The 18910-nt window shown below is 43.3% G+C and carries 15 protein-coding genes and 1 pseudogene; 7 read left to right on the forward strand and 9 right to left on the reverse strand.

Going from position 1 to position 18910, the window contains the following annotated elements; all coding sequences use genetic code 11:
- Positions 1 to 29: 29 nt before the first annotated feature.
- Positions 30 to 2084, reverse strand: coding sequence for a DNA helicase IV (gene helD, locus BLO31_RS11900; protein ID WP_070966495.1), 2055 nt, complete (start codon positions 2082 to 2084; stop codon positions 30 to 32).
- A 164-nt stretch (positions 2085 to 2248) separates the two neighbouring features.
- On the opposite strand from helD, the gene yccS reads away from it, so the two are divergent.
- The 5 genes and pseudogenes from yccS (at position 2249) to BLO31_RS11925 (ending at position 7349) form a co-directional block, all read left to right on the forward strand.
- Entirely contained in the window at positions 2249 to 4420 is a 2172-nt protein-coding gene (gene yccS / locus BLO31_RS11905; protein WP_070966505.1) for a YccS family putative transporter, read from the forward strand.
- Positions 4421 to 4679: 259 nt separating this feature from the next.
- A complete protein-coding gene (locus BLO31_RS11910) occupies positions 4680 to 4859 on the forward strand; it encodes a hypothetical protein (RefSeq protein WP_070966509.1) in 180 nt (59 codons plus the stop codon).
- A 59-nt stretch (positions 4860 to 4918) separates the two neighbouring features.
- Positions 4919 to 5254: a hypothetical protein gene (locus tag BLO31_RS11915; RefSeq protein WP_070966512.1), complete on the forward strand. Its 336-nt coding sequence runs from the start codon at positions 4919 to 4921 to the stop codon at positions 5252 to 5254.
- Between the two features lie 82 nt (positions 5255 to 5336).
- Positions 5337 to 6594, forward strand: a pseudogene (locus BLO31_RS11920) (hydroxymethylglutaryl-CoA reductase).
- Between the two features lie 89 nt (positions 6595 to 6683).
- Positions 6684 to 7349 (forward strand): flagellar brake protein, encoded by a 666-nt coding sequence (locus tag BLO31_RS11925; RefSeq protein ID WP_070966515.1) that lies wholly within the window; start codon positions 6684 to 6686, stop codon positions 7347 to 7349.
- Here the strand turns inward: BLO31_RS11925 and luxQ are convergent.
- The 6 genes from luxQ to BLO31_RS11955 form a co-directional block, all read right to left on the reverse strand.
- A complete protein-coding gene (gene luxQ, locus BLO31_RS11930) occupies positions 7328 to 9886 on the reverse strand; it encodes a quorum-sensing autoinducer 2 sensor kinase/phosphatase LuxQ (RefSeq protein WP_070966518.1) in 2559 nt (852 codons plus the stop codon). The two genes, BLO31_RS11925 and luxQ, sit on opposite strands and share 22 nt — an antisense overlap.
- Entirely contained in the window at positions 9886 to 10992 is a 1107-nt protein-coding gene (locus BLO31_RS11935; RefSeq protein ID WP_070966522.1) for an autoinducer 2-binding periplasmic protein LuxP, read from the reverse strand. The genes luxQ and BLO31_RS11935 overlap by 1 nt, the downstream gene beginning before the upstream one ends.
- A 137-nt stretch (positions 10993 to 11129) precedes the next feature.
- A complete protein-coding gene (locus BLO31_RS11940; RefSeq protein ID WP_070966525.1) occupies positions 11130 to 12290 on the reverse strand; it encodes a conjugal transfer protein TraF in 1161 nt (386 codons plus the stop codon).
- 68 nt (positions 12291 to 12358) lie between these two features.
- Positions 12359 to 12625 (reverse strand): GIY-YIG nuclease family protein, encoded by a 267-nt coding sequence (locus BLO31_RS11945; protein WP_070966687.1) that lies wholly within the window; start codon positions 12623 to 12625, stop codon positions 12359 to 12361.
- Positions 12626 to 12671: 46 nt separating this feature from the next.
- A complete protein-coding gene (locus tag BLO31_RS11950) occupies positions 12672 to 13319 on the reverse strand; it encodes a YceH family protein (protein WP_070966529.1) in 648 nt (215 codons plus the stop codon).
- A 35-nt stretch (positions 13320 to 13354) separates the two neighbouring features.
- Complete coding sequence (locus tag BLO31_RS11955; protein ID WP_070966533.1) at positions 13355 to 13549, reverse strand: hypothetical protein; 195 nt, start codon at positions 13547 to 13549, stop codon at positions 13355 to 13357.
- Positions 13550 to 13736: 187 nt separating this feature from the next.
- Between BLO31_RS11955 and BLO31_RS11960 the strand changes: the two genes are divergently transcribed.
- Positions 13737 to 14057: a DUF496 family protein gene (locus BLO31_RS11960; RefSeq protein WP_070966539.1), complete on the forward strand. Its 321-nt coding sequence runs from the start codon at positions 13737 to 13739 to the stop codon at positions 14055 to 14057.
- 288 nt (positions 14058 to 14345) lie between these two features.
- The gene (locus tag BLO31_RS11965) at positions 14346 to 14582 is read left to right on the forward strand and encodes a YgjV family protein (protein WP_425425290.1); all 237 of its coding nucleotides are present in this window, start codon (positions 14346 to 14348) and stop codon (positions 14580 to 14582) included.
- A gap of 43 nt (positions 14583 to 14625) precedes the next feature.
- On the opposite strand, the gene BLO31_RS11970 is transcribed toward BLO31_RS11965, so the two are convergent.
- A complete protein-coding gene (locus BLO31_RS11970) occupies positions 14626 to 17778 on the reverse strand; it encodes an efflux RND transporter permease subunit (RefSeq protein WP_070966546.1) in 3153 nt (1050 codons plus the stop codon).
- A gap of 12 nt (positions 17779 to 17790) precedes the next feature.
- Positions 17791 to 18906, reverse strand: coding sequence for an efflux RND transporter periplasmic adaptor subunit (locus BLO31_RS11975; protein ID WP_070966550.1), 1116 nt, complete (start codon positions 18904 to 18906; stop codon positions 17791 to 17793).
- Between the last annotated feature and the right edge of the window lie 4 nt (positions 18907 to 18910).

The raw sequence follows: 18910 nt of genomic DNA on the forward strand, positions 1-18910 counted from the left end.
GAGCCTGCAATAAGCAGGCTCTGTTTTTTCTATCTTTTGATCACTGGATAGTCACTTAGCAGTTCTTTAACGAATACCGACCCAGACCCGTTGTAACACACCCATACATGCTTTTTCGCTCTGGTTAACGCGACATAAAATAACCGTCGTTCTTCTGCATAAGCAAAGTCATCTCCGTTGGAGGTCAAAACATCAGAAACGTGCGGCGCTTTTACTCTGGCTGGAAACTGCCCTTCGTCAACGTTGACAATAATGACATAGTCCGCTTCTTGTCCCTTACTAGCGTGGCAAGTCATAAAGCCAATGTCTAGAGTAGAATATTGTTTGATCCAGTCCTTCATCAGTTCTGGTTTATGATAGTGGTTTCTTCCTAAAATCAGTACTTTAGAGCCTTCATCTTTTCGATTAAGCGTATCCAAAACTTTTTCTACCTGCTTCATTTTCGAAACGGTGACAGATTTTTGTTTTTGAACTTTGTAGCTGTTTAATGGTTTTTCTAGCTGATTGGGGTTTTGAGTGATAAACCCGTTGGCAACATCACCCAAAGTACTCGGGAAGCGATATGTTGTATCTAAATAGTGGGTACTTGAGTTTGGAAAGCGTTCAGAGAACCCAGTAGTGAGGTCCACTTTAGAGCCTGCAAATTGATAAATAGATTGCCAATCATCGCCAACAGCAAATAGCACGGAAGGGTCTTTTGAGTTTTGCAGGCACAAGCTCTCAATTAACTCCAATCGCTTGGGGGAAATATCTTGGTATTCATCTACCATGATGTATTTCCATTGATTGGTGAATTTGTTTTTCTTCACTAACTGCGTAGCGTTAGAAATCATCAGATTAAAATCGATCTTGTCCTGTTCTTTTAATTGTTGATTCCAAGCCTGATAGCAAGGCCAGATAAGATTTAGTTCGCTGTTTAGCCTTGAGTAGTCACTGTGCGAAACCATCTGTTCTTGGATCTGTTTTTTGCTTATCGCAACTGAACAAAGTTGATCCAACTGCTGTAAAAGCCAGCCAATCAGTTTTGGGTTTTCTGAATGACTGCCAAGGTCTTCGTCACCAGATAAATAAGCGATAGGCCATTTGTTTAAATGTTTTTGCCAACGTTTGTAATTCGTAGGTGTCATCCAATGTTTCTTGAGCCAATCAATACACCACGCTTTTCTTTGCCCCTCGTCACTCGCCATTGGTGACAACGTCACTGAGCTATTATTGGAGTTGAGTATCTTTAGACCCAACTGATGAAAGGTATGGACGTTGACCTTCTCGGCTTCAATACCGATTTTTGCATTGAGGCGATCCTTCATCTCTTGAGCCGCATCACTGCCGAATGCCAGAAGTAAGATCTCCTCTGCTCTCGCTAAGTGACTTTGCAAAAGATACGCGACTCTCGCGGTTAAAACGCTTGTTTTGCCAGAGCCAGCCCCCGCTAACACCAAGTTGTGATCATCATTGAGTAGCACTGCGCACTGCTGGGAATGGTTTAACGGTGAGCTTTCAACTTGATTAAACAGTACTTCCCAGTTGGCTCTTTCCTGCTCAATCCAGTCTGAGTTTCGCAAGTCTGTACAAGCATCGTTTTCTGTTAACCAATTAGATATTGGCTCCATTCGTTTGGGAACATTTTTCACTGCTTCATCTAGGGTCATGTTCATTTCATTAAATTGAGCAGAGACTTCCTCAACCCATGCTTTAGTAGCAGAACGTTTAAGATAGGAAGGTTGGCGTTTAAACCCACTGATGGCCGATTCCCATTTTGGAAGGTAATTCGCTAGCTGTTGGCACTGATTGTTATGCCACTTCCCATATACATCGATAGCCGCTTTTGCAAAGGCTTTGCTTTGAACAGGTGGTAAACCTTGAACTAACCATGTTTGTTGTTTACTTCTTTCAATATGCCCAAAAAACTGAAGGGAAAACCAAAAAAGACCCGGAATTACCCGTACTTGACCATTCCACTTGGTAAAAGGGATCCTCTCCTCAATCGTCTCAGAGTGTAACACCAAGGTATCGTTTGCGATTTCCACATGGTGAAATTCGTCTTGAACAAAAAAACGGGCGGTCGTTTTCGCGTTTAGCTGCATAGAGCATAATCCATATCCAACAATCGCCACATCATATCGTATGCCAAAACTAAAACGCAATCGTCGGACACGGATTGACCAATCGATTTTGTTTCTTTATCTGGATCAGAAAGTTAGTGTATCTTTGTAGTTAAAGTAGCGTTTTTACAAGTGGGAAAGCGAAGTTGTTCGGTAAAAGTAGCATTAGACACCTCTGGGCGAATCAATCAGTCAATTATGGACTGCTTATACTAATGACATTAGTCGGTGTAATCGCACCCGCCGCTATATACCCTGAAGTGACCGATATGATCATCCCAATAATACTTGGGGTAATCGCCGCCGCACTCGCTGAAAATGACGACAAGCTATCAGGCCGTGTTAAAGCGATTACCTTGACTTTGATCTGTTTCGCCATAGCGTCGTTCTCAATTGAGTTTTTGTTCGCGACGCCGCTATATTTTGCAGTCGGTCTGTTTGTTTCTACTTTCGCGTTTATCATGCTAGGAGCGATTGGCCCTAGATATGCCAGCATTGCCTTTGGGTCCTTACTGATTGCCATCTATACGATGCTTGGTGCAAATCAAAGCACATCGATTTGGCTGCAGCCTTTACTACTTTTAGGCGGTGCGATCTGGTACTACCTATTGTCGATGATTTGGTACTTGATTTGGCCTTTACAACCCGTTCAACACAACTTGTCTGACGTTTTCCTTAAGCTTGCTAACTATCTCGACGCTAAAAGCGAACTGTTTTATCCCGTGTCGGACCTCGTTCCTCAACCACATCGAATAGCCGAGGCTCAATTAAATGCCTCAACCGTACAAGCTCTGAATGTGTCAAAGGCCACTTTACTCAACCGCTCTAAAAAAGGACACGTCGACAGTGCCAGCGATCGCTTCTTAAATATCTACTTTCTTGCACAAGACATTCATGAGCGAGTAAGTTCAACTCACTATCGCTATCAAGAGTTAGCCAGTGAATTTTCACGTACTGACGTTCTCTTCCGCTTTAAATACTTATTGGAGTGCTATGCCCAAGCTTGTCGCAATATTGCCGAATCAATTCGCGTCGGTAAAGAGTACAAACACGACTCCAAATCCATTTTAGCGCTCGATGAGTTACAGTCGTCGATGGCCTTTTTAGAAGGTCAGAATCGCCCCCAATGGCGTCAGCCCTTGGTCCAACTGGGGTATTTGTTTAACAATTTAACGACTGTTGAAAAGCAACTTAACAATGTGAATAATCCGGATGTTGAAAAGTTGGAGGACGAAGAGTTATACGACACTGAAGTACATACACTTTCGGCAATGTGGCAACGGATTAAGTCCAACCTTAACCGCCGTTCTATGCTTTTTAGACACGCAGTACGCATGTCTATAGCTCTTACTTTGGGCTATGGAATTATAAAAACATTTAATATCGAGATGGGGTACTGGATTTTGCTCACCACCCTGTTTGTCTGCCAGCCTAACTACAGTGCTACCCGCCAAAAGCTCGTAGCAAGGATCATTGGAACCCTTGCAGGTTTACTTATTGGCGTCCCGCTGCTTACTATTCTTCCATCGGTTGAAAGCCAACTTATTACAATCCTCATTTCAGGTATCGCTTTCTTTGTTTTCAGAAAAGCAAACTACGGCTACGCCACCGGATTTATTACTGTGCTGGTGCTCTTCTGTTTCCACCAACTCGGCGAAGGTTATGCTGTTGTCTTACCAAGATTGATGGATACCATTATTGGATGTCTACTAGCCGCTGGTGCTGTAACTCTTATACTCCCTGATTGGCAATCGCGAAAAATCCACACTGTAATGGCAGAAGCCGTCCTCGCCAATAGAAAGTATTTGTTGCAAATTATTGGGCAATATAGAGTTGGTAAAAAAGACAATTTAAACTATCGCGTCGCACGTAGAGATGCGCACAATCATGACGCCACACTCAGTAACTCTATTTCCAATATGCTCGCTGAACCAGGTCGCTACAGAACTTCGGTTGACGAATGCTTTCGCTTTTTGACACTCAACCACGCTCTTTTGAGCTACGTGTCTGCCCTTGGCGCCCATAGAACGCGATTGGACAATGAGTCTACTCACCAATTAGTGTTGGATGCTCACCGAGTAATTAATCAACATTTGGAGCTTCTGGAAAAATCGCTTTATGACCGTGTACCCCACTCCGATAGCAGTGTTCTATGTAGCAATGATATTGAACAAAGACTTTCTGAATGGCGTGAAGAAGACGACAGTTCGGCTCGCATGGTGTTACAACAGTTGTATTTGATCTATAGAATGCTCCCGGAACTCCATTCCCTGTCGGGTAATCTCGCGGTTCGAACTCATCAGCAAATCGAATCGTAATTTGCATTGAGTGTAAACCTAGCTGTTTCCATGTCACACAGGTCTCGGCGATTTGGGTTGCGTATATACAAAACTAATCAAAGGTTACTCTTATAGGCATAAGGCGTATTTTTTATTTAATATCTGACCATGCCTTTGCAGTAGTTGACACTATTCGGACAAAATACAAGCACTACAAGTTAACATTTGCATAAACGTTTACCCATGTATGGAGTGCAAGTAAAAGCCCAAAGCAACATTTGCTTTCTTGTAAAAGCTTATGAGTACACAACAGTTCGAATACATCAAATCACTCGTTGGGTCTTTAAACCCTAAGCAGTTAAAATTGCTTCGCGGTAAGATAAACGAAACCCTAGGTGAAAAAGAGAAAGTTAGAGAAAAGGCTATCCTCAGCAATCAAGAGCTAGATATGATTTCTAAATTATTTGCTGTCGAATAGCACAACTTGCTCAAAATGCAAACTCGGCTTAAGCTATAGTTAGAGCGGAGGTTATTTCGATGGCAGTTTCAAGTCTACAATCTGGATACCAAATCCTTGATCAGTCAAATCAAATGGCTGAGAGAGCTGCTCGCGAAATTAATGAAGTTGCCTCCCAAGAAAAGCAGTCAGAAGAGCTCTCTTTCAACCGCGTAGAACAAACTCCCACTCCCAACGACGTTGAACGTCGTATCGAAGAAGAAGATCAAAGACAACAGTCCCTCTCCCAAATTGAGCCTAGCTATACCGACGCTCTTGTAGAACTTAACCAAGCCCGCCAATACAATCTAATTGGAACCAATGTATTGCAACGCGACCAAGATATGATTGGTACTTTACTCGATATCCATGTTTAATTTGTAGCAAGTGATAAATGAACGGTTGTTATTGCTAGGTAAAGACGTACAATCCCCTGACCTGTTCTAATTTCTTGTCTCCATGCCGTTACCGAAAAAAGTTCTCAAGCACCCCATTTTTAATCATGCCCAGAACGATGGTCCTATTGACCTCGATGAGGTCCTTAAACCAATTTTTGATCGACCAAAGTACCGCCTAACGCCGTCTCCATCGATAGAACACAAAGCAATCTCACAGCGTTGGTCTGTACTATCTCAACTGACTGAACAATCGGTACTTTGCGATGAGGCCACCTATAGGAACTCTTCGGTATACGACAAAAACATTGAATACTTTATCGGTACAGCTAAGGTTCCTTTAGGGATTGCCGGCCCTTTACGCGTTAACGGTACAAATGCAAGGGACGATTTTTTAGTGCCTTTGGCTACGACAGAAGCGGCATTGGTCGCCTCTTACCACCGCGGCGCAAAGCTTATTACCGCAAGTGGTGGTGCCAGTGCCATGGTTATCAATGAAGGTGTAACGCGCAGTCCTGTCTTTCAGTTTTCGAACCTGTCTGAAGCTGGTCAGTTTGTCGCGTGGGTTGTAACTCAGTACGATAATTTCAAAGAGCTTGTTAAGACCACTACTTCTCACGGACGTCTTCACGACGTTTCGGTAAACATTGAAGGCAACCATGTCTACTTGGTTTTTGAATATCATACTGGCGACGCCAGTGGTCAAAACATGGTGACGATTGCTACTCATAAAGTATTTAATTTTATCAAGCAAAAGTCCCCAATAGGATTAAAGCAAGCTACTTGGACGGCAATCTATCCGGTGACAAAAAACCAAACTTACACGCACTGCGAGGTGTACGTGGTAGAAAGGTAGTGGCTGAAGTTCATATCCCTTCTCTCGAGATAGAAAAACACCTGCATTGTACCCCTGCTCAAATGGTTGAGTTTGGAAAAATGACAACGACTGGTGCTCAACTTAGTGGACAAATTGGCGTCAATGCCCATTATGCTAACGCCCTTGCCGCCCTGTACATAGCTTGTGGTCAGGATGCCGCATGCGTCGCTGAATCTGCTATCGGTATTACCCGTATGGAGCTAAGTGATGATGGTGGTCTATATGCGAGTGTTACTTTACCAAACCTCATGGTAGGGACAGTTGGCGGAGGCACTGGACTGCAACTCAGAAGGCTTGTCTCGATATTTTAGGATTGTTTGGTAGTGGTAAAGCCAATGCCCTTGCCGAAGTCGCAGCGAGTTTGTGTCTGGCTGGTGAACTTTCAATTGTTGGTGCGTTTTGTGCCGATCATTTTTCTCGCGCCCACCACAAATTAGCTCGATAGCGTTTTACCTGAAGGCATCTTGTTCTAGGTCACTGTTTTAGCGAGCATTTTAAACTATAGTATACGTTTTAAATACGCAACCTATTGCTATGCCTTCAGTTAACAAAACCATTAATGAGTTAGTTCCTCTGCTCAAGCCAGGCACTAGGCTATCCCTTACTATTGAATTTACTATTCAAGATCAGTTCACCTTTGCAACTTCCCTTGTGGGACACAAAGAGGGACAATACATTATCTTGGAATTGCCTAGTAAGGCGAAAGAAGCATTGGTTATGAGGAATGTCTCCAATGCACACGTAGTCGTAAGATGTGTCACTGATACAACACTCGGTCATGTTATTGCGTTTAAGTCGACAGTACTGCAGATAGTGAACTCTCCAGTACAACTCATTTTTATACGCTTTCCAAAACACTTTGCGTCTAAGCCTATACGAAACCACGAGAGATACTCTTTCGAGATCCCGATTGAGATTAGTTCAAACACCATCACTTACCAAGCGACTATGCTCGACTTCTCTCTTTCTGGATTAGCGTTTTTCGTACTTGGCGAGTGCAACTTATCGCGAAACAGTTTGATTGATATACACTCTCCATTTAGTGAGTTTTTGCCAGACAAACTTGGCTATAGCATAGTGAGTATTACAAAAGAGAAAAATGGTCACAGATACGGAGTTAAGTACGATCAGGCACTTAAAATGAATGATCGCCTCAAACTTGCACTACTTGAGCACAACTACCTTTCCAGTTCTTTGTGATAGAAATGAGATTTGTAATGTACAAATGCGGCGTTTAGCGCCCGCTCTTTTAAAGGTTTAACTAACACATAGTCGGCTCCTGCTGACAAGAATGCTCGTTTAGTGTCTTGCATACCGTCGGCAGTACAAGCGTAAACTGGGACATCTAGGCCCAGATCTTCGCGAATAATTTGAGTAGTTTCAACACCGCCAATATTTGGGAGCTGGTTGTCCATCAAAATCAGGTCAACGTCACTGTTAGATTTAAGATAGTCTAGCGCTTGGTAACCATCTTCAACCCAGTCCACTTTCATACGGTATTTTTCACAAAACGCTTTGGCAATAAAGGCGTTTGTTCTGTTGTCTTCAACTAACAATACGTTTAGCTCATTTTCAAACAGTTCAGCAGGTGGAATCATCACCTCTTCAATTTCCGTACCTTCTTCTATCAATCTAGATTCTACTGGTACTTCAATGTGAAACTGTGTCCCCTCTCCGACTTGACTTGTAACTGTCACCTTCCCTTCGAGAAGATCGACCAAACTTTTCACAATCGCCAGACCAAGTCCACTGCCGCCGTACTCTCTTGTTGTCGTAGACTCAGCTTGAACGAAGGGTTCAAAGATTTGTTCTAGTCTTTTTTGCTCTATTCCTATTCCTGAATCAGCAACGTGTATAACCAAAAGGTTATTTCCGTCCTCGGTCTCCTTGACCAGAATATTAACAACCACTTTACCCTTGTGGGTGAACTTCACCGCGTTGCTTACTAGGTTAAATAGAATCTGGTTTAACCTAACTTGGTCGCTGTTGGCATAGCACTTATCGTTCACATTGGTGTTCACATCAAAGCCAATATGTTTTTCTACACATAATGGCGCAAAGATTTTTTCTACTGCGTTAACTAACTCAGAGATTTTGAACTCTGAGTGTTGAATGTGGAACTTCCCTTGCTCAATTTTGGAAAAATCTAATATGTCGTTTAGTACAGCAAGAAGGTGTTCTCCACTGTTACAAAGGATATCTACATGTTCTAAGTCATCTGGGTCAGAAAGATTGCCTTTTAGCAGTTGGGATACACCCAAGATACCATTAAGTGGCGTTCTTAACTCATGACTCATTTTAGCTAGAAAGTCTGCACGTAAACGCGCAGATTCTTCTGCGGCTTCTTTGGCGACCAAGCTCTGTCTTTCTGCTTCGACAAAGCTGGTCACGTCCTGTCCTTGAGCCATCACATTAGACACTTGTCCATTTAAACTGATCGGAGAAAGGTTCCACCTATAAGTCTTGTTACTTATTTGCAGATTGACACCCGTCAGTGTTGCGCCTTTGGAACACATGTTAATTTGCGGCGCTAGCTTAGACAAAAACTCGTGATCGTCAGTGCTTTCTTCATCAATTTGGAAAATGTGTTGCGCTGCTGGGTTTACTCTTATCAAACGACCTGATTTGTCCCATAAGGTAATCGGCGATAATGAGAAATTAAACAGGTCAGCAAATTGCTTTTCCTGCTCTTGAGTACGCTTAAAGTTCCTTTCAAATGACTCGCCAATGGTGTGAAACTCTTCAATGTTTGAACCACTAAATGAGACGCCACTTCTATTTTTGACTGTTTGCCTCGTGAATTCAGTCAAGTTATCCAGCTCGGTAGCAACCCGTTTCCCCAACCAAAATCGGTTGTATACCACCATGATCATTAAACAAATTAATGCGCCTATGCCCCACCAGTAATGACTTCTGACCAAGGACAGAATATGGTCATTACTCTGCACGGTATAAACACTTAAGTAGGTCGGCACTCCATCTATCGACAAATCAGTCTTTGATACCATATTCTCAGTGAGAGCAAACTCAGGGGTGTACTCTTCTAACCAAGCTAGGTGAGTAGATGTCCCCTCTTTGCTGCTAGACGCAATAACTTCACTACCAACTGTCAGGAAAACATTTTCTACATTTGAGCCTTTTAACATGGCATTGATAAGTGCAAAGTTGCCATTCAGTATGACACCTATGTGTAGATAGCCGACGACTTCACCGGAGTCTGCGTTAATAATTGGCGAACGCCTTACCATCAAGTAACGTGTACCCAATTTAGAAGATGCTTGTGATAAGTGCCATGCCGACCCATGAGACACTTGATTCGCTATAACTTCGAGATCAACTTGGTCTATGCCGTAAAATTCGTTGTTGTGATCATGCCATATGATTTCTTGATGACTAGTGACAAACCGTAAATCTGGTGTGTTATTTGGGTTCATCTGATCGACGCTAGAGAAAAAGTTATACAGTTCGTCCGGTTCACTGGTCAAAGAGGTAACCAGAGTTGGGTTTCTACTATAACTATCCTGTTGAATCTCTATTGATTTCAATCGGAATGAGAAGATCTCTTGGACCAGACTAGATGTTTGTTGAACTGACCTTGCCACTTCTATCGAAACAACCTGACGATTCACTTGATAATTTTGTAGCAAGACAATACCCGTCAGTATAGCGATAGTCACAAATACCGACCGGGTAATTAACGAGACTAAACTGGTGCGTTTCGTTTTAATTTTGCTCATTATCTATCTGAGTACCTAAACGCTCTTTCTTTTAGCAGTTGAATTCTCTCTGGTGAGTCTTCTGCAGTAACAAGAGCAAAGTCACCTGAGTAAACATGAGGTACAGTTTTTCCTTCAATATCCCATTTAATTGCTTCAGCCATCGCGATTCCCGTGTCGTCATTCATACGCATCACAGTCACGTCTAATTGCCCTTTTTGAATCGCTTCCAGTTCGGCCGAACCACCGCCCCAACCATTGACCAAAATATCCGTGCGGTTAGTTTTGCTAAGCGCATCAACGGCACCTAAAGCGACGTCAGTTGAACACGCATATATGAATGAGATATCGGGGTCTTTATTGAGAATTTTTAGCGCCGCTTCCTTACCTGATTCTCGTGTCGCTTTGGTGTAAAAAGCAGATGAAAGAGTGTATGTATCATTTTGGCTCATGGCCTCAATAAATGTATCACCACGGGCATCACTTATATAACCTTCGGAAAAATAAAGTACCGAATATTTGTGGTCACGACTGAAACGGTCTTTGAAATAACTTTCGAGAACTTTAGTACCTTGTAAGTGGTCAAACCCAACGTACAAAAACGGGTGGTTTTCTTCCCATGCTCTGACCGGCGTCGTTATATTTTGTAGGATCAACTTGGTGTCTGCAGAGTTCAATACGTGTTCGATAAACTTTCTGTGACGCGTAGTATCAAGTGTAAAAACTAGATAATCTGATTTGTTTTTTACCGCTTCCAAAAGTGAAAGGTTTTGTTGCCTGACATCAACGTTTGGCCGTGTAAACACCTGATTGATTGAATAGTTTATACCCAGCTCTTCGAGTCGAGTCTCAAAGGCTTTTATATTTCTAACCCAGTAATCAGAAACCTGTTGCCCAGGATAGACTACCGATATGGTTATTGGTTGTTGTTGCGCTTTTGCTATTGGAATCGGATTATTTCTAACAGCATCAGCAAGATTTGAGGTCAATTTCTGCTGAGAGGGATTAGCATCTAAGTACTCTTCATACTGCCAGTAGCCACTCAAGGCTTGTGAAGAGTTTGTGTTTGCCACTACCGCTGTCGTAGTAGCAGTAAGCAACATCGCGAGTAACGCTCTATTGAACATGTGTAAGCCTCTCTATCTTTTGCCAACTTTAGTATTTTGCTCTATTTTGGTTTTCATTCAATGAAAATCTTATATTTTTTAATAGGTTGCACAACTATTGACCTTTTAGTCAATTTTTTGTTGTGCAACCTGTATCTTTAGAAAGTAAAGGCTAAGTTTGCGGAAACACCAAATTGGTTGTCTCCAGCATAACTACCAGCAACGTCAAAACTGACTAAATCACCGGGGCTAATGCCAATACCTGCGGTGACTGAATTATCCAAAGTGTCTTCTATGTCAATTTCGTAACCGGCTCTTAACTGTGCCCAACCCGCAGCATTGCCTTCAATACCAAAACGCAAAAACTGGGTATCATCATTTACGTTAACAAACCTTCCCTGCTCAGTAAGATCTAAGTCAGCCGTTGCAGTAAAGTATGTCGAAGTATAGGAACCAGATACCGTCACTTGAGTATCAAGTTCATATCGATACATAGTATTGTTCACCGCTAACGTATCGATCCTCTGCGAAAACAAATCTTTAATGGCAATACCCGCTCTAAACTGATCGGCTACCCAAACCGCACCCAGATCGATGTTAAACGCATTTTTTTTCTTTTCCGTTTGGTCGTAGTCATCTATATCAAAATCTTCAACCGACAAGTTTTGGTTATAGGTGCGCATTTGTTGCAACTTAGGTGTTACCCCTATAGATACCTGTTGACCACTTAATACAAAAATCTTTGCCAATGCTACGCCGTATTCCTCAAGCCCAAAAGCAATCACATCTACTGACGAGTTTTCGTAGCGACTTTGAACAGCGGAAGCGCTATTTCCGCCATCTGCTGCGATTTTTGTTGAAGCAATTACCTCTGCGTATCCACGCGCAAAAAAGTTGCTTGAGATAGTATCAATAGGCAAAGCAACAGAAACCCCTACCCCTCCATTGACAGCTAACGGTTTGTCATCTGCTAAACGGGTTAGATAGCTGTTCAGTTGATCCACTGTCGTTTGGTCGCCACTTCCACCATTTTCAAACGCTTTGATTGTGTCTTGCAGGTCATCAATAGTTGCAAGGCTTTCGTCGGTGTCGCGTACCCGTATCCCTATCGCTGGGAAAAGAACACCGAAAGAATCACTATCTCTGTACACCGCCACCAGCGCGGGGTTGTAAAATGGAGCAAGTACGTAATCTGCACTTGTTACGCCGGCATTGCCCATACCGTTACCGCGTCCATCGGGTACAACGGCAGCGCCATACGATGCAGTTGAAACCAATGAAGCAGCCACTACTATTGATAAATTTCTTTTTATATTCATGTCTCTACCAACCTTTTACTAGTCCAATTAAAAGGTTAATACAGATTTAGAATTTGGAAGGACTTTCTTTATGAATTGTTAGGTGTGGTAAGTTTCTCAAGGGAATATTGCCCGGAAACGAGCTTTTCTTTAGAAGCTTTACTAAGCTTTTTGAGTTTTATTTCTAATTTAGTGGCTTCACTGCGCGTACTGCCTGCACTTTGAAACCATACAAGAGTTAAAGGGCCTTTTCCTCTCAAGGCTTTTGCACCAGTACCCTTTACATGCTGCTGAAAGCGGCGCTCAACATCCGTGGTAATACCACAATACAAAGCGCCGTTAAAAGAGCGGATCATATATATAAACCACCCTTCTTTTTTATTGTTAATCGGTTGCAAAGGATTAGCTCAATTGCTCAACTGTCGCTTTAAGTTCTGCTAGTTGCACTTTAAGCTCTGCAACCTCTTGTTCTAAACGCGTCACTCTATCATCACTTTCTAGATGGCCTGTTTGCGATTCAACTACTTCGCCAACTTCAACCTCTCCACTAAACAGATGCTGATAGCGCGATTCGCGTTTGCCCGGTTCGCGTGCCAGTTTCACAACTAGCGCACCTTCTTCTCGATTAGCCATACCATCGAGAACGGCCTCTACCTCTTTCACATCGGTAAAATCCGCCAGCCTGTTGGTACGAGTGCGAAGTTCGCCCGGAGTTTGCGCTCCTCGCAGTAGCAGACAACACACAATACCTTTTTCTTGTGCAGATAGTTTTAAATCGCCAAACTCCGTATTACAGAAACGGTGTTGGTATTTGTTTGCCCTACTATTAAATCCGCTTTCATCGCTTACTAACCTTCTGGATATTAAGCCATCGACACCTTGCTGTATTTGCTGTTCTGAAAGCGCCATCACTGGCTCGCGATTGCTTTTTTGGTTGCACGCTGAAGTCAAGCTATTTAGCGTTAAAGGGTAGTAGTCGGGAGTCGTTACTTCCTTTTCGATTAAGCACCCAATAATTCGAGCTTCTATAGCGGAAAGTTCAATGCTCATATTTACCGTCCTTTTGGTTTTCTTTTTGGTATGCGCTAGTGCTCTGAAACAATAGTTACAGATTCAGTATTTCCATCCTCGTCGATCATCAATATACGCGAACGACCAATTTCGATTTCTGTCATTTCTTGTTGGGTTCGTTCACTTTGATATGCTTGACGTAGACGCTCTGAATTTTCAATCTGTACAGCACTCGGCTCACGGGGAACCAATATTTGAGAAACACGCATTTCCATGGTCATAAAAAGTTATCGGGAGCAAGATAATATCTTGACTGACGCTGCGGCTCAACGAATCAATTGCGAAACGAACAGTTTTTGCTCAATAAAGAGGCGTTATTGATCTAAAGACTGTTCTAACAAGGGCTGTTGTGTTTTAATCGATCTAAGTTATTGTTGATTATTAGGAAAGGGATCTATGAGCGGAGTATTTGAAATCGTTGGTCAAGCTCGTCGTAAAAACAAGCTTAAGCGTGAATTGGTTGATAATGAAAAGAAAGTACGTGACAACCGCAAGCGTGTTGACCTACTAGAAAACTTGCTTGACTACATCGAAGCTGATATGAGCACTGACGAAATCGTTGGTATCATCAAAAACATGAAAGCGGACTACGAAGATCGCGTTGATGACCACATCATCAAAAGCGCTGAGATCTCTAAAGAGCGTCGTGAAATCAGCCGCCGTATTCGCGAACTAACGGAAGTTGATAAGCAAACCGTTCAAGGCAAAAAGAAGTAATCTTTAAAACCCGCTTTTAAGCGGGTTTTTTCTTATCCATATGAGATTTAACTTTTCATCATCACGTAAAACGTTTGCGTAATCGCTAACCTTCTATTTACTGAAAAGTGGGGCTTTAATCACATATTTCCCCCTGTTATATTTCTTCGCAGTACTTATTCAAACCATTCGAGGCATGGAGCTTCCTCGCAAGGGCTATTCCCTATATCTCACGATGAGAAGATTGGTACCACTTTTGTCTGGCAAATTTGGTGCGGGCAGTAAATTACAGAGGGTTAAATTATGGACATGGTTGAAATTCTTGGTTACGCGGCTTCCATTATGGTTGCGATCTCCCTAATGATGAAAGATATCGTTAAGCTTCGCGTTTTGAACTTTATTGGTTGTGCGCTTTTTACTGCCTACGGACTTATGATTGACGCATGGCCTGTTGTAGTGACGAACGGCTTTATTGCATGTGTTAATGTGTATTTTTTGGCAAAGATGCGACAAGAGCAAAAACCAACTGCTGAGTCTGTCGCTTAAATATTAGTTAAAATAGAAAACCCCGCTTTGGCGGGGTTTTCTTTTACTCGTCATCTAGAGGTATTAGCTTGGTGCTTCCACCCCTAAACTTCTCACGACGCTTTTGGATAAACGCATAGAAGCCAGGTATCAAGAATGTACCTGCAAGTAGAACACACAATAGTCCCCCAACTAGCGAGATACCCAAGGAGTTTTGGCTTACATGACCGGCGCCTGCGGCAAATATCAAAGGGAACATCCCCAAGATAAATGACCAAGAGGTCATGTTTACCGCTCTAAACCTTAGCTTACCGCCTTTTACAGATGCATCCTCTATCCCTAACTCATTTTCTTCCCGTTCGTTCTTGGCAAACTCGACGATTAAAATAGCATTCTTCGCCGCTAACGCTATCAAAAGAACAAGTCCGATTTGGGCGTACAAGTTAAGTGGTATACCCGTCAAATTAAGCGCTAAGAAAGAACCTAGCGTCGCTATCGGAACGACGAGAATTATAGCAAGTGGAATACTCCAGCTTTCGTATTGCGCAACCATAAATAGATAGATAAAGATCAAAGCCAAAGCGAAAGCATATATCGCTTGGTTTCCTGCCAGTACCTCTTGATAAGCCATACCAGTCCACTCGAATTGATACCCGTGTGGAAGCATTTCTTGCGCAACTCGCTCCATGGCGGCGATAGCATCACCACTAGAATAACCCGGTGCTGGCTGTCCCTGAATAATGGCACTTCTGTACATGTTGTAGCGCCATGCTACATCAGGCTCAAATACCTGTTCATAAGAGACAAGTGTACTAAGCGGTACCATTTGACCATTTGACGCTCTAACGTGGAAGCGTTCTAGATCGTCCATACCACTTCGATGCTCGCTATCCGCTTGCATAGTAACGCGGAAATTTTTACCGAACATAGTAAAGTCGTTCACGTAAAGCGAGCCCAAGTTACCCTGTAGCGTTTGAAATATTGAGGTTAACGATATACCTAGTTGCTTCGCTTTATCGCGGTCTATATCCACATAGTAGTGAGGAACGTTCGCTCTAAAAGTGCTAAAGGTATAGGCTATCTCAGGTTGCTGGTTAGCTTTTGCAATGACCTGCCCCATCACTGTCGCAAGATCCGTTCGGCTGCGACCCAAGGTATCTTCTAAAACAAACTCAAAACCCGAAGCTGCTCCCATTCCCGGAACCGCAGGTGGCCCCATGGCAAATACAATAGCCTCTGGTATCTCATTCGCCGCTTTAGCATTAATGCGATTAGCGATGGCATTGGCAGATTGGTCACCATCCATCCCGTTGCGCGTATCCCAATCTTCCAGTTTGATAAATAGGGACGCGCCGTTGGAAGCAGCAGCGCCAGTCATAAATGCAAAACCGTTTGCTACCGTAACGCCATCAACCCCCGGCTCTTGTTCCACAAATCCGATAAGCTTTTCAGTTACTGCCTCAGTACGCGACAAGGATGCGGCGTCAGGCAACTGAACATTGACCAACAAGATCCCTTTGTCTTCCTGAGGAACAAATGCTGTTGAAGTAGTTTTGGCAAACAGTGTTACCGCAACAAGTGCAACTAGGAAGAAGCTAACTAGCAGTGCGGTCTTTTTCACCAATAGTCCAGCCACTTTGCCATAACCTTCTGTTATGCGCTCTAGACCACGGTTAAAGCTCTTGTACCAGTTTGCTGTATTTCCACCGCCCTGTTTTAACACTAAAGAACACAATGCTGGGGAAAGAGTCAGTGCATTTATTGAAGATATCACCACCGAGATACAGATAGTCAAAGCAAACTGTCGATACATTATTCCGGTAATACCTGGAAGCATTGCGACGGGCAAGAAAACCGCCAACAATACTAGCGTCGAAGTCACTATTGGGCCGGTCACTTCTTTCATTGCGAGCAGGGTTGCTTTTCGCGGTGTTAAACTCGGATCTTTTGCCATGGTTGTATCGACGTTTTCTATTACTAGAATCGCATCGTCTACTACGATACCTATCGCAAGTATTAAACCGAACAGAGTCACTGTATTAATCGTAAAACCAGTGATCTGCATCGCCGCAAACGTACCGATTAACGAGACAGGGATGGCAACAACCGGAATCAAAGTCGCTCGTGCACTACCAAGGAACAGGTAAGTGACAGCAATCACTAATAAAATCGCTTCGATAAGGGTTTTTACAACACCTTTGATAGACTCAGCAACAAACACGGTTGTGTCATAGCTAGTTTCGTAGGTCATGCCCTCAGGAAACTGCTTGCTCAGATTATCAAGCAGTGTCATTACCGCTTGGCCACTTTCTAGAGCGTTGGCATCCGATTGAAGTGATAAGGCCACAATAGATGCGTCTTCACCGCGAAACTTACCGCTACCGTCATAAAACTTCTTACCCAGTTCAACGCGGGCAACGTCCTTTAGAAAAACGGTATTTCCGTTGCTGTCAGCGCGAAGTACGACATTTTCAAACTCCGAAACAGTTTCTAGTCGGCCTTTGGTGACAAGGTTGAACTGTACTTCTTGTGGGTTGGCATACGGCGCCGCCCCTATCCGTCCCGCAGCGACTTGTACATTCTGCTCAGCCAATGCTGCGTAAACGTCTGACGTAGTGAGTTTTAAGTTCGCCATTTTTTCTGGGTCAAGCCAGACGCGCATAGCGTATTCACCGCCCCCGATTACATTTACTTCACTAATGCCTTTGACCCTCGCTAACTGGTCTTTGACATTGAGGTTAATGTAGTTGATCAAAAACTGATCATCGTATCGCCCGTCCGGAGAATAAAAGTTTAAAACCATCAACAGATCGGGAGATCGCTTCTTGACCGTAACACCAACCGCTCTCACTTCTTGAGGTAACTTGGATTCTATTTGGGCTACCCTATTTTGCACGTTCACCTGAGCCATATCAGGGTCCGTACCGACATCGAACGTAACATTCAAGTTATACGAGCCGTCGTTGGCACTTTTCGAGGACATGTAAATCATATCTTCGACGCCATTCACCGAAGTTTCGATGGGGTCAGCTATCGCCTGTTCAACAACCTCTGCACTAGCACCCGTGTAAAATGCTGTGACGCTTACCGAAGGCGGACTAATTTTGGGGTATTCAGCAACAGGCAAAACCGCGAGAGAAATCGCACCCGCAAGGGTGAGGATTATCGAAATGACCAGTGCGAACTTAGGACGTTGTATAAAGAATCTGCTTAACATCGCTGCACTCCGTTACTCTTGGTTTTTCACGTTAACTGGATTGCCATTCCTTACCCGTTGTAAACCCGCTGTAATCACTGTATCACTTTCCGAAATACCTTGATTAACTACCACTCCTTGGTCTGTCTGCTTTCCTAACGTCACATTTCGTCGTTCTGCTACGTTACCTTCACTAACAACCATGACAAAATCACCTTCAAGGTCCGTTTGCACCGCTTTTCTAGGTATGACTACAACATCTTGAGGTTCACTTTCCCTCAGCTCAACACGGATATGTTGGCCCGGAAGTAAACGATGCATCGGGTTTGACACAATAGCCCGCATAGCCATTGTTCCGGTGTTTAGGTCTATTCGATTACCCAAGTAATCAACCACCCCGGAATGTTCAAATTCTTGTCCGCTCTCTAATAGGATGCCCACCTCTATCTGACGGCTTGTTTGCGAATCTGTCTCAGAAATTTTATCTATGCCAAGATTTAACCTTTCTCTTTCGCTAATGCTAAATGAAGCGTGCACCGGATCTAGGCTCACTAGCGTGGTTAGCACACTTGTAGAAGGCGACAACAGGTCACCCTTGCTCACATTACTATCGCTAATCCTTCCATCAAATGGCGCTCTGATCTCTGTATAGGAGAGGTTTACTTCTGCTAGTTTAAGCTGCGCGGTCGCCGACTCTACTTGAGCCCTTGCAGACAGAAGTTGAGCGTACTTATCGTCGAAATTTGATTGAGAAATACTGCCTTTAGGCAGCAACGATTCCGCTCGTTTAAAGTCGAGGTCTGCTTTTTTAAGGGATGCGTTGGCCTGTGCAAGAGAGGCTTTAGCGCTCGCGACCTGTGCTTCGAAAGATGACGGTTCTATTGTGAAGAGCAGTTGTCCTTTTTCGACCATTTGACCTGCACTAAAATTCTTTTCCGCAAGGTAGCCGGTGATCTGAGCGGTGATATTTGTATCTTCTACCGCTTCAACACGACCTATATAAGACTTGCTTTGTTGGAATGGAATCACTTCTACTGTTTGAGTAGATACGACAGGTAATGGTGCTTGCGCATTTTGGGACGCATTGTTGTCACAAGCACTAAGAAACAAGGCGCTTGCGAGTGCAAGAGTTAAATTCGTTTTTTTCATTGAT

It is taken from the genome of Vibrio sonorensis, assembly GCF_001854765.1.
GTDB classification, from domain to species: domain Bacteria; phylum Pseudomonadota; class Gammaproteobacteria; order Enterobacterales; family Vibrionaceae; genus Vibrio; species Vibrio sonorensis.

Coding starts and splice junctions, on each gene's coding strand:
- BLO31_RS11970 (WP_070966546.1), bottom strand. CDS start 17,778: ATGTTAAGCAGATTCTTTATACAACGTCCTAAGTTCGCACTGGTCATT.
- luxQ (WP_070966518.1), bottom strand. CDS start 9,886: ATGAGCAAAATTAAAACGAAACGCACCAGTTTAGTCTCGTTAATTACC.
- BLO31_RS11925 (WP_070966515.1), top strand. CDS start 6,684: ATGCCTTCAGTTAACAAAACCATTAATGAGTTAGTTCCTCTGCTCAAG.
- BLO31_RS11975 (WP_070966550.1), bottom strand. CDS start 18,906: ATGAAAAAAACGAATTTAACTCTTGCACTCGCAAGCGCCTTGTTTCTT.
- BLO31_RS11940 (WP_070966525.1), bottom strand. CDS start 12,290: ATGAATATAAAAAGAAATTTATCAATAGTAGTGGCTGCTTCATTGGTT.
- helD (WP_070966495.1), bottom strand. CDS start 2,084: ATGCAGCTAAACGCGAAAACGACCGCCCGTTTTTTTGTTCAAGACGAA.
- BLO31_RS11965 (WP_425425290.1), top strand. CDS start 14,346: ATGGTTGAAATTCTTGGTTACGCGGCTTCCATTATGGTTGCGATCTCC.
- BLO31_RS11950 (WP_070966529.1), bottom strand. CDS start 13,319: ATGAGCATTGAACTTTCCGCTATAGAAGCTCGAATTATTGGGTGCTTA.
- BLO31_RS11955 (WP_070966533.1), bottom strand. CDS start 13,549: ATGCGTGTTTCTCAAATATTGGTTCCCCGTGAGCCGAGTGCTGTACAG.
- BLO31_RS11945 (WP_070966687.1), bottom strand. CDS start 12,625: ATGATCCGCTCTTTTAACGGCGCTTTGTATTGTGGTATTACCACGGAT.
- BLO31_RS11935 (WP_070966522.1), bottom strand. CDS start 10,992: ATGTTCAATAGAGCGTTACTCGCGATGTTGCTTACTGCTACTACGACA.
- BLO31_RS11960 (WP_070966539.1), top strand. CDS start 13,737: ATGAGCGGAGTATTTGAAATCGTTGGTCAAGCTCGTCGTAAAAACAAG.
- BLO31_RS11910 (WP_070966509.1), top strand. CDS start 4,680: ATGAGTACACAACAGTTCGAATACATCAAATCACTCGTTGGGTCTTTA.
- BLO31_RS11915 (WP_070966512.1), top strand. CDS start 4,919: ATGGCAGTTTCAAGTCTACAATCTGGATACCAAATCCTTGATCAGTCA.